The 13,611-nt window shown below is 66.2% G+C and carries 14 protein-coding genes; 7 read left to right on the top strand and 7 right to left on the bottom strand.

Going from position 1 to position 13,611, the window contains the following annotated elements; genetic code table 11:
• Positions 1 to 124: 124 nt before the first annotated feature.
• Positions 125 to 1,318: a multidrug effflux MFS transporter gene (locus tag B447_RS06670; RefSeq protein WP_002937953.1), complete on the top strand. Its 1,194-nt coding sequence runs from the start codon at positions 125 to 127 to the stop codon at positions 1,316 to 1,318.
• Positions 1,319 to 1,333: 15 nt separating this feature from the next.
• On the opposite strand, the gene B447_RS06665 is transcribed toward B447_RS06670, so the two are convergent.
• From B447_RS06665 to B447_RS06655, 3 genes are all read right to left on the bottom strand, one after another.
• Complete coding sequence (locus B447_RS06665) at positions 1,334 to 1,726, bottom strand: rhodanese-like domain-containing protein (RefSeq protein ID WP_002928773.1); 393 nt, start codon at positions 1,724 to 1,726, stop codon at positions 1,334 to 1,336.
• A 78-nt stretch (positions 1,727 to 1,804) separates the two neighbouring features.
• Positions 1,805 to 2,530: an ABC transporter ATP-binding protein gene (locus B447_RS06660; protein ID WP_002937950.1), complete on the bottom strand. Its 726-nt coding sequence runs from the start codon at positions 2,528 to 2,530 to the stop codon at positions 1,805 to 1,807.
• The gene (locus tag B447_RS06655) at positions 2,520 to 3,287 is read right to left on the bottom strand and encodes an ABC transporter ATP-binding protein (RefSeq protein ID WP_002937946.1); all 768 of its coding nucleotides are present in this window, start codon (positions 3,285 to 3,287) and stop codon (positions 2,520 to 2,522) included. The genes B447_RS06660 and B447_RS06655 overlap by 11 nt, the downstream gene beginning before the upstream one ends.
• A gap of 322 nt (positions 3,288 to 3,609) precedes the next feature.
• Between B447_RS06655 and B447_RS06650 the strand changes: the two genes are divergently transcribed.
• The 5 genes from B447_RS06650 (at position 3,610) to B447_RS06630 (ending at position 8,307) form a co-directional block, all read left to right on the top strand.
• The gene (locus B447_RS06650) at positions 3,610 to 4,455 is read left to right on the top strand and encodes an ABC transporter ATP-binding protein (protein ID WP_232431560.1); all 846 of its coding nucleotides are present in this window, start codon (positions 3,610 to 3,612) and stop codon (positions 4,453 to 4,455) included.
• Positions 4,455 to 5,159, top strand: a complete 705-nt coding sequence (locus tag B447_RS06645; protein ID WP_002937942.1) for an ABC transporter ATP-binding protein — start codon at positions 4,455 to 4,457, stop codon at positions 5,157 to 5,159. Before B447_RS06650 ends, B447_RS06645 begins: the two co-directional genes overlap by 1 nt.
• An 11-nt stretch (positions 5,160 to 5,170) precedes the next feature.
• Positions 5,171 to 6,040, top strand: a complete 870-nt coding sequence (locus tag B447_RS06640) for a branched-chain amino acid ABC transporter permease (protein WP_002937940.1) — start codon at positions 5,171 to 5,173, stop codon at positions 6,038 to 6,040.
• Positions 6,040 to 6,987, top strand: coding sequence for a branched-chain amino acid ABC transporter permease (locus tag B447_RS06635; protein ID WP_002937937.1), 948 nt, complete (start codon positions 6,040 to 6,042; stop codon positions 6,985 to 6,987). Before B447_RS06640 ends, B447_RS06635 begins: the two co-directional genes overlap by 1 nt.
• Positions 6,988 to 7,101: 114 nt before the next feature.
• Entirely contained in the window at positions 7,102 to 8,307 is a 1,206-nt protein-coding gene (locus tag B447_RS06630; RefSeq protein WP_002928780.1) for an ABC transporter substrate-binding protein, read from the top strand.
• 95 nt (positions 8,308 to 8,402) lie between these two features.
• Here B447_RS06630 and B447_RS06625 read toward each other — a convergent pair whose 3' ends face one another.
• From B447_RS06625 to B447_RS06610, 4 genes are all read right to left on the bottom strand, one after another.
• Entirely contained in the window at positions 8,403 to 9,131 is a 729-nt protein-coding gene (locus B447_RS06625) for an amino acid ABC transporter ATP-binding protein (protein ID WP_002928783.1), read from the bottom strand.
• A gap of 54 nt (positions 9,132 to 9,185) precedes the next feature.
• The gene (locus tag B447_RS06620; RefSeq protein ID WP_002928785.1) at positions 9,186 to 10,283 is read right to left on the bottom strand and encodes an amino acid ABC transporter permease; all 1,098 of its coding nucleotides are present in this window, start codon (positions 10,281 to 10,283) and stop codon (positions 9,186 to 9,188) included.
• Positions 10,284 to 10,298: 15 nt separating this feature from the next.
• Positions 10,299 to 11,483: an amino acid ABC transporter permease gene (locus B447_RS06615; protein WP_037982510.1), complete on the bottom strand. Its 1,185-nt coding sequence runs from the start codon at positions 11,481 to 11,483 to the stop codon at positions 10,299 to 10,301.
• 89 nt (positions 11,484 to 11,572) lie between these two features.
• Positions 11,573 to 12,601 carry an amino acid ABC transporter substrate-binding protein gene (locus B447_RS06610; RefSeq protein ID WP_002928790.1) on the bottom strand — a complete coding sequence of 343 codons (1,029 nt, stop codon included), beginning with the start codon at positions 12,599 to 12,601 and terminating at the stop codon, positions 11,573 to 11,575.
• A 509-nt stretch (positions 12,602 to 13,110) separates the two neighbouring features.
• On the opposite strand from B447_RS06610, the gene B447_RS06605 reads away from it, so the two are divergent.
• Complete coding sequence (locus B447_RS06605; RefSeq protein WP_002928792.1) at positions 13,111 to 13,605, top strand: hypothetical protein; 495 nt, start codon at positions 13,111 to 13,113, stop codon at positions 13,603 to 13,605.
• Positions 13,606 to 13,611: the final 6 nt, after the last annotated feature.

Genomic DNA, 13,611 nt, shown 5'->3' with positions numbered 1-13,611 from the left:
TGCGGGCGCCCGCCCCCGCACTGGGTTAAGCTGGTGTCCTTGTTCCCGAACCGACCTGGATGCCGTACGCGCACCGCCTCACACGGGCTGTGTGCCTCCTTCCCGCATCCGGCTGACTCCTTCCATGCCTGCCAACGCACTCTGGTTGCCCTGGCTGCTCGCGGCATTGTCCGCGATCGGCCCATTTTCGATCGACACCTACCTGCCTGCCTTTCCGCGGATCGGCGCCGATCTCGAGGCGACAGCGATCCAGGTTCAGCAGACCCTGAGCGCCTACATGCTGGGGCTGGCGGGCATGGTGCTGTGGCACGGTGCGCTGGCCGACCGCTATGGGCGCCGGCATGTGCTGCTCGTGCTGACCGCGGTGTTCGCCCTGGCCTCGATACTGTGTGCCGTCGCGCCCAGCATCGAGTGGCTGTGGCTGGGGCGCGTCCTGCAGGGCGTATGCGGCGGCGCTGGCGTTGTCGTGGGCCGTGCCGTGGTGCGCGATGTTCATGAGGGGGCGCAGGCGCAACGTCTGATGGCGAGGGTGATGCTCATCTTCGCCCTTGCGCCGGCGATCGCGCCTTTGGTGGGCGCTGCCCTCCTTGCGCTCGCCGGCTGGCGCTCGATCTTCATCTTCCTGGCCGTGTTCGGTATCGCGCTCACGCTGGCGACCTGGCGCCTGCTGCCCGAGACCTTGCCGGTGGCGGAGCGCCAGTCGCTGCACCCGGCGCAACTGTTGCGCGGCTACCGGGCGGTCTTCGGCAGCCCGGCCTTCGTGCTGCTCGGCTTGACTGCCGCACTCAATTTCTGCGGCTTTTTCCTCTACGTCATGTCCGCGCCCGTGTTCATCCTTGAGCACCTTGGCCTGGGTACGACGGGGTTCATCTGGCTGTTCGGCCCCGCAGTGGGCGGGATGATGCTCGGCTCGCTGCTCTCGGAGCGCATGGCCGGGGTCTGGCGGCCGGGGCGCACCGTTGGGGCGGGGTTTGCCCTCATGTTCGTGGCCGTGCTGGCAAACCTGCTCGTGTCCGCGGGCTTGCCTGGGGCGGAGCGTTGGATCGTGCTTGCGGTCGGCCTCTATTGCTGCGGCATGTCGATTGCCACGCCGACACTGAACATCCTCGCCCTGGATCTGTTTCCGGCGCGTCGCGGCATGGCGTCGAGCTGCCAGAGCTTCATGCAGATCGGCATCAATGCGCTGCTGGCGGGCGTGGTGGCGCCATTGCTGTGGACGAGTACGCTCAGTCTTGCCACAGGCATGGCGCTGTTCGTGGGGCTCGGTGTGTCGTGCTGGCTGCTGTGGATGTGGCGGAGGCGCCAGGCGACGCCGTGAGTGCGGGCCGTGCGCTCAGCACTGCGCCCAGGGCAGGCCATCGAAGCGCCAGCCATTGACCGAGTTGCGGTGGTGGTTGGCGTCGAGTTCGCCTTCGAAGCCATGGCTGACGTTGTAGACGGTGGTGAAGCCCGCCTGTTCGAGCGCCTCGCCCGCGACTTCTGAGCGATTGCCGGAGCGGCAGATGAGCAGGATCGGGCGGTGGCCGCCGTTGCCGGCGAGTTTCTTGACCTCGCCCACGAAGTTCGGATTCACCTCCCAGTCCGGGCCGTCGTTCCACGACACATGGATGGCGCCCACCGGATGGCCGACGAAGAGGTATTCGATCTCGCTGCGGACGTCGATGAGCAGTGCGTCCGGCCTGGACTGCAGCAGCGCATGGGCTTCCTTCGGCGTGATGTGTTGCATGTGCAGGGCTCCGGCTCCGTGGGTGAAGGATTATATTCTGAACAACGGATGCGGGTCGCGGCGCATCCACGTCCTGCACTAGTCGCCGCCGAGGTAGGCGCGACGTACGCGCGTGTCCTCGAGCAGGGACGGGCTGCGCCCGCTGAGGACGATGCGGCCGTTCTCCATCACGTGCCCCTGCGCGGCGAATTCGAGCGCGAGGCGGGCATTCTGCTCGACGAGCAGGATCCCCAGTCCGGCTGTCGACACCGAGTCCAGCACCTCGAACACGGTGTCGACGATGCGTGGCGCCAGCCCCATTGAAGGCTCGTCGAGCAGCAGCAGGCGCGGGCGCGACATGAGTGCACGGGCGATGGCGAGCATCTGCTGCTCGCCGCCGGAGAGTGTGCCGGCGGTCTGGTGCAGGCGCTCGTGAATCCGCGGCAGCATGGTGAAGACCTTGTCGAGGTCGGCCTCGATGCCGTGGCGATCGTTACGCGCATAGGCGCCCAGGCGCAGGTTCTCGGCCACCGTCAGGCGCGCGAACAGCCCTCTCCCCTCGGGCACCAGGGCGATGCCGCGGCGCACGCGCGCATGGGCTTCCAGCTTGTCTATGTCTTCGCCCGCAAAGCGCAGCCTCCCTGCAGCCAGCGGCGTGGCCCCGGCAATGGCGGCCAGGGTGGAACTCTTGCCCGCGCCATTGGCGCCGATCAGGCAGTGGCGATCGCCTTCGCCGATGGTGAATGAGACCCCTTTCACCGCCTCTATGCCGCCGTAGGCGACGGTCAGCGCGTCGACCTGCAGCAGCGCGCGGTCACCTTGCATGACTGCCTCCCAGGTAGGCGGCAATTACGACGGGGTCGTGCCGCACCGCTGCGGGTGTGCCTTGCGCGATCAGCCGACCGAAGTCGAGTACGGCAATGCGGTCGCACGCTGCCATGACCAGGCTCATGTCATGCTCGATCAGGACGATGGTGACGCCGTCGGCCCTGATGCGTTCGAGCAGGCGTTTCAGTACGCCCGTCTCGGTGGCGTTCATGCCCGCTGCGGGTTCATCGAGCGCGAGCAGGCGTGGCTGGCCGGCGAGCGCACGGGCGATCTCCAGCCGGCGTTGGTCGCCATAGGACAGCGTGCCGGCAGCGGCGTCGGCAAGGTGCGCGATGCCCACATAGTCGAGCCAGCGCAGGGCGCTGGCGCGGCAGGCCGCCTCCTCGGCACGCGCCGCGCGCGTCCCCGCCAGAGTGGCCCATAACCCGGTGCGCGCTCGGGCGTCGGCGGCGACCATGGCGTTCTCGAGCACGCTCAGCTCGCGGAACAGGCGGGTGTTCTGGAAGCTGCGGGCGATGCCGCAGCGTGCAACGGCATGCGGCGGGCCTGCAGGCAGGCGCTCGCCGCCAAGCATGAAGTGGCCATTGTCGGCACGTTCACTGCCGGTGAGCAGGTTGAACAGGGTGGTCTTGCCTGCGCCGTTGGGGCCGATCAGCCCGAAGATCTCACCCTGTTCGACTTCGAACGAGATGTCGTCCAGCGCTTGCAGGCCGCCGTAGCGCTTGCTGACCTTGCACGCGTGCAGCAGGCTCATGCGTCGCGACTCCGCGGTGGGCGCAGGCAGGTCGCAAGGGGGCGGCATGCGCCGGGCTTGCCCGTGGTGGTGGTGCGCATGGCGGTCGGCAAGAATGGAAGCGGCATCGAGGTGGCCAGCGTTCAGGGGCGTGGGGCGTGCGGATGCACGGGTCTGGCAGCGGCATCCTCTTGCGGTTGGCCCTGACTTCTCGCCCCCTGGGGCTTGTTGTAGAGTCGTGAATCGTAACTGGATGGTAAAAAGACTTTGCCGTCGTGACCAGCGTGAGCAGTCGCAGCGGCCCTTCGCCGCCCCATCGGGGCGAGCTACGCGCAAGCAAGGAATGCTTATGCTTGAAGTGGATGGGTTGGTCAAAGCCTTCGGCGGCTTTCGTGCCGTCGACGGCTGTACGATGAGGGTGAACGAGGGCGAGATCCTTGGTCTCATCGGCCCCAATGGCGCTGGCAAGACGACCCTGTTCAACCTCATCGCCGGCGCCTTGCAGCCCACGGCCGGCACGATCCGCTTCCTGGGCGAGGATGTCACCCCGCTGTCGACCGACGCGCTCTTCCACAAGGGCCTGGTGCGTACCTTCCAGATCCCGCACGAGTTCGGCCGTCTCACTGCGCGCGAGAACCTGATGATGGTGCCGCCCGCGCAACCGGGGGAGGATCTGTTCGCCAACTGGCTGTCCTGGGGCAAGGTGCAGCGCGTCGAGGAGGCCGTGCGCCGCAAGGCAGACGAGACGCTCGCCTTCCTCGAACTCAGCCATGTCGCCGACGAGCGTGCGGGCAACCTGTCCGGCGGCCAGAAGAAGCTGCTCGAGCTGGGGCGCACGATGATGACCGACGCCAAATTGGTGCTGCTCGACGAGCCTGCTGCGGGCGTCAATCGCACCCTGCTGCGCAAGCTCGAGGAGAAGATCCTCATCCTCAACCGCGACTGGGGTTACACCTTCATCCTCATCGAGCACGACATGGAGATGATCGAGAAGCTGTGCCAGCCGGTGGTGTGCATGGCCGAAGGCAAGGTGCTGATCCAGGGCGACTTCCATACCGTGCGCTCGGACGCCCGCGTGCTCGAGGCCTATCTCGGCGAGACGCCCTCGGCCATCGAGCGCAATGAGTTCGAGCACGACCCCAAGGTCGAGCAACTGCGCGAGCAGGAACTCCACAAGGAGGACCTGTGATGCCCTTGCTCGACATGAAGGACGTGCGTGGCGGCTATGGCGACGCCGACATCCTGCAGGGCGTGTCGATCGCGGTGGCCGAGCGCGAGATCGTCGTCATCGTCGGTCCCAACGGGGCCGGTAAATCCACCGCCATGAAGGCCGTCTTCGGGCTGCTCAACGTGCGTGGCGGGGCGATCGTGTTCGACGGCGAGGACATCACCGGCTGGGCGCCCAACCGCATCGTGCAGCGCGGGGTGTGCTACGTGCCGCAGGTGGACAACGTGTTCCGCGAGATGACGGTGCACGAGAACTTCGAAATGGGTGCCTTCCTGCGCGGGGGCGACCTCTCGGCCGCCTACGACCGCGTCTATGGCCTCTTCCCAGACCTCAAGGCCAAACGCAGGAACCTGGCGGGGGACCTCTCCGGCGGCCAGCGCCAGATGGTGGCAATGGGGCGCGCGCTGATGCTCGACCCCAAGCTGCTGCTGCTCGACGAGCCCACCGCCGGCCTCTCGCCCAAATACATGGAGCAGATCTTCCAGATCACCCGCGACGTACGCGACGCCGGCGTGTCCATCCTGCTGGTCGAGCAGCACGCCAAGCAGGCGCTGGCCTTCTGCGACCGCGGCTACGTGCTGGCGACCGGCGCCAACCGCCACGAGGGCACGGGCCAGGCCCTGCTCGCCGATCGTGAAGTGGCCGAGATGTTCCTCGGCGGCTGACAGGACGAATCATGCCCCTGCTCGATTTCCTCAACTTCTACCTGGTGCCGGGCATCGTCCTCGGCTCCATCTACGCGGTCGGCGCCATCGGCATCACGCTGGTGTTCGGCATCCTGCGCTTCGCCCACTTCGCCCATGGCGACATGGCCACGCTGGGCGCCTTCATCGCGCTCGCCCTCGTCGCCGGTGGCATGGACCCATGGACGGCGCTGCCGGTGGCGATGGCGGCAACCGCGGTCGTGGCCATCGGCGTGGACAAGGCCTTCTACGACTACCTCAAGGCGCGGCCCAAGATCGTTACCGTGATGGCCTCGCTGGGCGTGGCGCTGATGCTGCGCTCGGTGGTGCAGGTGGTGTGGGGCGTGGATCCCAAGACCTACGCCACCGGCATCGTACGACCGGATTCCTACTTCGGCATCCTGCTGCGTCCGCGTGAGCTCTACACCCTGGCCTCGGTGGTGCTGATCGTGGTCGGCCTCGCGCTCTTCCTGCGTCACTCCAAGTGGGGCAAGGCGATGCGAGCGATGTCCGACAACCCCGATCTGGCCCGTCTGTCCGGGGTGGACAACCGCAAGGTGACGATGCTGACCTGGGCCATCGTCGGCGCGCTGTGCGCGGCCTCGGGCTTCATGCTCGGCATCAACACCGAGCTGCACTCGATGATGGGCTGGCAGCTGCTGCTACCGATGTTCGCCGCCGCCATCGTCGGCGGGGTGGGGCGGGTCGAGGGCGCGGTGCTCGGAGGCCTGGTGGTGGGCATCGCCGAGGAGCTGTCGATCTTCATCCTGCCGGCGCAGTACAAGGCGGCAACCGCCTTTGCGCTGCTGTTGCTCATCCTGCTCGTCCGCCCGCGCGGCCTGCTCAACGGCAAGGTGCTCTGATGGATCTGCTCGGTCTCGCCAACTACGCGGTCTTCATGGCCATCCTCATCGGCATCTACGCCCTGCTCGCGCTCGGGCTCAACATCCAGTGGGGCTTCACCGGCCTGTTCAATGCCGGCATCGCCGGTTTCTTCGCCATCGGTGCCTACACTTCGGCCATCCTCACCAGCCTGCCGGCCGCGCACCGCCTGGGCGGCTTCGAGCTGCCGATGGTGCTGGGCTGGGTGGCAGCGATGCTTGTCGCTGCCGCCATCGCCTGGCCGATCGGCAAGATCTGCCTGCGCTTCCGCTCCGACTATCTGGCGATTGCCACCATCGGCATCGCCGAGATCATTCGCCTGGTGATCCGTACCGAAGGTTGGCTCACCGGCGGCGTGCGCGGCATCACCGGAATCCCGCGGCCCTTCGGCGAGCTGCCCTACATGCAGTCGCAGCTGGCCTTCCTGGCGATCGTGGTGGTGCTGGTGCTGCTTGCCTACATGCTCGTCGAGCGCCAGGTCAATGCGCCCTGGGGCCGCATGATGCGGGCCATCCGCGATAACGAGAACGCCGCTGCTGCCATGGGCAAGCGGGTGGCGGACCGCCGCCTGCAGGCCTTCGTCTTCGGTTCGGCGCTGATGGGCCTGGCGGGCGCGTTGTTCGTGCATTTCAATCGCTCGATCACGCCCGAGGCGATCGACCCGATGATTGCCACCTTCCTGATCTGGATCATGCTCATCCTCGGCGGCTCCGGGAACAACCGCGGCGCCATCCTTGGCGCGGCGGCGATCTGGATCATCTGGTCGGTGTCCGAACTGCTCACCGACCGTCTGCCCACCGAGGTAGCGATCCAGGCCAAGTACGCACGCGTGTTCATCATCGGCCTGACGCTGCAGCTGGTGCTGCGTTTCCGGCCGGAGGGCATCCTGCCCGAGCGCCAGGCTGGTGCTGCATCGTCCCGACGATGAAGCCCGCCTGGCCCTGGTGCCTGACCGCTTTGCTGTGACCCCTTCCCTGACCGGGGCCGCGCTGCGCCCCATTCAGACAACCCGTGCCCCCGGCACATTCTGGAGGTGACCCTAGTGAACAAGAAGACGCTCGCAACCCTCGTCGGCTCGCTGCTCGGTGCGGCCGTGCTGGCAAGCCCCGCGCACGCGCAGAACGTCAAGATCGGCCTGCTCGGCGGCATCTCGGGCCCGATCGCGGCAATGGCGCCGTCCATGCTCGACGCCTCGCGCCTGGCCATCGCCCAGGTCAACGAACAGGGCGGCATCCTCAACGGCGGCAAGCTCGATGTCGTGGTCGGCGACAGCGCCTGCAACCCGCAGAACGCCACCGACGCCGCCACCAAGGCGGTCAACATCGACCGCGTCATCGCCACCGTCGGTCCGCACTGCTCGGGCGCGGTGCTGGCCGCGGCCAACTCGGTCACGGTGCCGGCAGGCGTGCTGATGGTGACGCCTTCGGGGACCTCGCCCGAGATCACCAAGATCAACGACAAGGACCTCGTCTATCGTACCGTGCCGTCCGACGACTACCAGGGCCGTGCACTCGCGCGCACCCTCAAGGCGCGCGGCATCGACAAGGTGGCGGTGGCCTACCTCAACAACGACTACGGCAAGGGCCTGGCCGAGTCCTTCAAGGCCGAGTACGAAGCCAATGGCGGCACCATCGCCGGCTACTCCGGGCATGAGGACGGCAAGGCTTCCTACCGCTCCGACCTTGCCCAGCTCGCCCGCGGCGGTGCCGACACCCTGGTCATCTTCGACTACGGCGATGGCACCGGTCTCACCATCCTGCGCCAGGCCCTGGAGAACAACTTCTTCAAGACCTTCATCGGTGCCGACGGCATGAAGTCCGAGGCCGTCATCCGTTCGCTCGGCGAGCAGAACCTGGGCGGCTTCTTCGCCTCGGCGCCGGTGGGCGAGGCCTCGGCCTCGCTCGATGCCTTCCGCGCCGCGTTCTCGGCCGCCGGTGGCAACCCCGACGCGATCTTCACCACCACCTCGTACGACGCCGCCTTCCTGGTTGCGCTCGCGATCGAGAAGGCCGGTGGCGACAAGGCCAAGCTCGCCGAGTCGCTGCGCGCCGTGGCGTCGGCGCCGGGCGAGCCGATCATGGCCGGCGAGTGGGCCAAGGCCAAGCAGCTGATCGCCGAAGGCAAGGACATCGACTACAAGGGCGCCGCCGGCGACCACGAATTCGATGCCGCCGGCGACGTGCCGGGCAACTACGCCTTCTTCAAGGTCAGCGGCAGCACCTACGAGGCGATCGCCGACATGAAGTAAGCCAGCATCCGTCGAAGGATGTGCGAAGGCCGGCCGGGGTAACCCGGGCCGGCCTTCTTGTTGGGCTGCCGGTGTCGATCGATAGCTGGTCCGGCTCAGTGATTGAGGATCTGGCCTAGGAAGGTCTTGGTGCGCTCGTTCTGCGGGTTGGAGAAGAAGGTCTCGGGCGGCGCCTGTTCGATGATCTCGCCGCGGTCCATGAAGATGACGCGGTCGGCCACGGTGCGCGCGAAGCCCATCTCATGCGTCACGCACAGCATGGTCATGCCGCTGTCGGCGAGCTGGATCATGGTGTCGAGCACCTCCTTCACCATCTCCGGGTCGAGCGCGGAGGTGGGTTCGTCGAACAGCATGATCTTGGGCTTCATGCACAGCGCGCGCGCGATCGCGACCCGCTGCTGCTGGCCGCCGGAGAGCTGGCCGGGGTACTTGCCGGCCTGCTCGGGGATGCGAACGCGCTCGAGGTAGTGCATCGCCACCTCTTCGGCTTCGCGCTTGGGCATGTTGCGCACCCACATCGGCGCCAGCGTGCAGTTCTGCAGCACGGTGAGGTGCGGGAACAGGTTGAAGTGCTGGAACACCATGCCCACCTCACGGCGGATGGCCTCGATGTGCTTGAGGTCCGAGGTCAGCTCGACGCCGTCGACGACGATGCGGCCCTTCTGGTGTTCCTCCAGGCGGTTGATGCAGCGGATGGTGGTCGACTTGCCCGAGCCGGACGGCCCGCACAGCACGATGCGCTCGCCCTGCCTGACGGCGAGGTCGATGTCCTTGAGGACGTGGAATTCGCCGTACCACTTGTTCACGCCCTCCATGCGGATCATGATGTCCTCGCCGGGGGTGCGCGTGTTCGTCTTTTCGGTCATGACGGGGCGGTCCTATCGTTTGTGTCCGGTATGCAGGCGTCGTTCAAGATGCATCGAATAGCGCGACATGCCGAAGCAGAAGATCCAGTACACCGCAGCGGCGAAGACGTAGCCCTCGGTCGAGAAGCCCAGCCAGGCGGGGTCGACCGTGGCCTGATGGATGCTGTTGAAGAGGTCGAACAGGCCGATGATGATGACCAGGCTGGTGTCCTTGAAGAGCGCGATGAAGGTGTTGACGATGCCCGGAATCACCAGCTTCAGCGCCTGCGGCAGGATCACCAGCCCCATCAGCCGCCAGTAGCCGAGGCCGAGCGCCCGGCCGGCCTCGTACTGGCCCTTCGGGATGGCCTGCAGGCCGCCGCGCACCACTTCGGCGATGTAGGCGGCCTCGAACAGCGTCACCGCGATGAGTGCGCGCAGCAGCTTGTCGATGCTGACCTGCTCGGGCAGGAACAAGGGCAGCATCACCGAGGACATGAACAGCACGGTGATGAGCGGCACGCCGCGCCAGAACTCGATGAAGGTGACACAGATCACCCGGATTGCCGGCATCTCCGAGCGCCGGCCGAGCGCGAGCAGGATTCCGATCGGCATCGCCCCGGCGATGCCGACCACCGCGATCACCAGGGTCAGCATCAGCCCGCCCCATTGGCTGGTCTCGACGACGTCGAGCCCGGGGCCGCCATAGAGCAGCCAGAACGCCAGCCAGGGGTAGACGAGCAGGTAGCCCACTCCGTACACCCACTTCTTCGGCATCGCGCGGAAGAACAGTGGGGCGGCACCGATGATGGCAAGGATCACCGTGAGGTCGACCCGCCAGCGCAGCTCCGCCGGGTAGAAGCCGTACATGAACTGGCTGAAGCGGCTCTGGATGAAGACCCAGCATGCGCCGCCGGCGCTGCAGTCGCTGCGGCTGGAGCCGCTCCAGGTCGCGTCGAACAAGGCCCAGTTCAGCACCGGTGGCAGCGTCAGCCAGAGCAACCAGATCGAGGCGAGCGTGAGCAGGGTGTTGAAGGGGCTGGAGAACAGGTTGGCACGCAGCCAGCCGATGGCGCCGACCGACATCGCTGGCGGTGGCAGGCTGGGCTTGAAGTGGTGTGTGGTGCTCATCGGCGTGTCGCTCCCTCAGCGTTCGACCAGCGCGATGCGCTTGTTGTAGATGTTCATCAGGATCGAGATCGCAAGGCTGATTGCGAGATAGACGGACATCGTGATGGCGATGGTCTCGATCGCCTGTCCGGTCTGGTTGAGCGCGGTGCCGGCGAACACCGAGACGAGGTCGGGGTAGCCGATCGCAGCGGCCAGAGACGAGTTCTTGACCAGGTTGAGGTACTGGCTGGTGAGCGGCGGGATGATCACCCGCATCGCCTGCGGCAGGATGACGAGGCGCAGCGTCGGCCCTGGACGCAGTCCCAGCGAGCGCGCAGCCTCGGTCTGGCCGTGACTGACGGCCTGGATGCCGGAGCGCACGATTTCGGCGATGAAGGCGGCGGTGTAGATCGAAAGTGCCACAGTGAGCGCCACGAGCTCGGGGATCACCACCCAGCCGCCACGGAAGTTGAAACCGGTCAGCACCGGTACGCTCCAATGCAGCGGTGTTCCGGCAAGGCCGATGGCGGCCGCGGGCACGACGACCAGCAGCGCGATGCAGGCCGCGAGCAGCGGGAAGGCCTGGCCCGTTGCTTCCCGCCTGGCCTTGGCCCAGCGTGCCAGCACGACGCAGGCGAGGATGGCAAGCGCCAGCGCGGTGACGAAGGCCCAGAACCCATCGGCTGCGCTCGGCGAAGGCAGATAGAGCCCACGGATGTTGAGGAAGATCGCGTCGCCGACCGCATGGCTGTCGCGTGGCGGTGGCATGGCTCGCAACACCGCGAAATACCAGAAGAAGATCTGCAGCAATGGCGGGATGTTGCGGAAGATCTCGATGTAGATGGCAGCCAGCCGGCTGATCAGCCAGTTGGGTGACAGACGCGCGATGCCGACGATGAAACCGATCATCGTGGCCAGTACGATGCCGAGCACGGCGACGAGCAGGGTGTTGAGCAGGCCGACGAGGAAGACGCGGCCGTAGGTGTCGCTCTCGGTGTAGGGGATGAGGGCCTGCAGGATGCCGAAGCCGGCCGAGCGATCGAGGAAGTCGAAGCCCGAGGTGATGCCGCGCTGGGCCAGGTTGGTCTGGGTATTGTCGAACAGGTACCAGCCGATCGCGATCACCGTTGCAATCGCGAGGACCTGGAACACCAGGCCCCGGACCTTGGGGTCGTTGAGCATGGAGGCCCGCGGCGGCGGGCTGCTTGCCGGAGTATGCATGCGACGCTCGGTTGGTGAAGGTTGGGCTGCAGTCGAGGCCCGGGCGCCGCTGCCGCGGCGTCCGGGTCATGAGGCATCAGCTGAGGCGTTCAGCGTACCGGCGGTGCGTACTGGAGGCCGCCGGCGTTCCACAGCGCGTTCTGGCCGCGTGCGATCTTGAGCTCGCTGCCCATGCCGACGTTGCGCTCGAACATCTCGCCGTAGTTGCCGACCTGCTTGACCATGTTGACCACCCAGTCCTTCGAGACCTTCAGGTCCTTGCCGTAGTCACCGTCGGCGCCGAGCAGGCGACGGACGTCGGGGTTGGTCGAGCTGGCGGCTTCCTTTTCGACGTTGGCAGAGGAGATGCCTGCCTCTTCGGCGTTGAGCAGGGCGAACAGCGTCCAGCGCACGATGTTGAACCACTCGTCGTCACCCTGGCGGACCAGCGGCCCGAGCGGCTCCTTGGAGATCACCTCGGGCAGCACCACGTAGTCTTCCGGGTTGGCGAGCTTGATGCGCTGGGCGTAGAGCTGGGACTGGTCGGAGGTCAGCACGTCGCAGCGGCCGGCCTCGAGCGCGACGATGGTCTCGTCGGACTTGTCGTAGGTGATCGGGGTGTATTTCATGCCGCTGCTGCGGAAGTAGTCGGCGAGGTTGAGCTCGGTCGTGGTGCCGGCCTGGATGCACACCGCAGCGCCGTCGAGTTCCTTGGCACTCTTGACGCCGAGTTTCTTGTTCACCAGAAAACCCTGGCCGTCGTAGTAGGTGACACCGGCGAAATGCAGGCCCATCCCGGAATCCCGCGAGCTGGTCCAGGTGGTGTTGCGCGACAGTACGTCGACCTCGCCGGACTGCAGGGCCGTGAAGCGTTCCTTGGCAGTCAGCGGGGTGAAGCGCACCTTGCTGGCATCGCCGAACACGGCTGCGGCGACGGCACGGCAGACGTCCACGTCGATGCCCTTGTAGTTGCCCTGCGCGTCGGTGAAGGAAAAACCGGGAAGACCGTCGCTGACACCGCACTGGACGTAGCCTTTCTTCATGACTGCGTCGAGCGTGGTGCCGGCGCTGGCATGAGAAGACAGGCCGAGCGTCGTTGCGGCGAGGATGGAAAGAGCTGCAGTTCTTACAGGCTTCATCAAACACCTCCTGAAGGGATGGGGTACCGACTGAGCAAGGACACTCCCGGCCGCCTTGGGCGTGTTGATTCCGGGGGGTGTTTCAAAGTATTTCGCGTGCAGTCGGGCTTCCGCAAGATGGCTAGGGAAACTACGGATACAGGCCAGGACTGGGCCGCGTGACGTCCTTTGCAGGAATTGTGCCGAATCTTGTGCAATGCAATAAGTCTTTGATATGGCGTTGATATTACGATTGGGAATGTCGTGCCTGGAGCTCTTGAGCCCCTTCGTGGCGCATGGACAGGGTTCGCCGCACCATTGCTGGGCACGTCTCACGGCGGCCCGCAGGTCAGCGCTACGCTTCGGGTCGCACGTGCACGCAGTGCGGTGCAAAATGCCGATCGAGAGTGCGTTGTGAAGATCCGCAGGCAAGTGCGCTTCCCGCCTGCATGCATCGTCCGAGGGGGCGGATCTGGGTGGCGAGTGCGCGGTAACATGGCGGTTCCGCTGCCTTGCCAACCGGAGCCACCATGAAACGCCTGCTCGCCTGGATCTGCGGCCTGTTGTCCGCCATCGGCATCACCGCCTGCGACTACATCAACGTCAAGGAGCTCAAGCCCGGCGTGTCGACCGCGGTGGAGGTGCGCGAGCGCTTCGGTCCACCGCACATGGAGTGGCGCAACGAGGACGGCTCGCTGACCTGGGAATACAGCCGTCAGCCCGAGGGAATCGAGTGTTTCATGATCACCATCGGCCCGGACCAGATCCTGCGCAGCATCGATCAGGTGCTGAACGAAGGCACCTTTGCCAGGGTCGAACGCGGCATGAACGCGGATCAGGTTCGCCGCCTGCTCGGCAAGGCGGCCTCCAGTCAGTTCTTCGCGCTCAAGCAGGAGACGGTGTGGGAATGGAAGATTGACCATGGCGAGGCCAGCGGCGGCGATGCGGTCTTCTTCACCGTCTCCTTCAACACCGACGGACGGGTGACGGGAACGGGGCGATACACGCGCTACCGCGGCCGCTGACGAAGC

It is taken from the genome of Thauera sp. 27 (genome assembly GCF_000310125.2).
Classification (GTDB): domain Bacteria; phylum Pseudomonadota; class Gammaproteobacteria; order Burkholderiales; family Rhodocyclaceae; genus Thauera; species Thauera mechernichensis.
The sequence above is the reverse complement of the archived record's forward strand: the minus strand, read 5'-3'. Positions and strand labels throughout refer to the sequence as shown.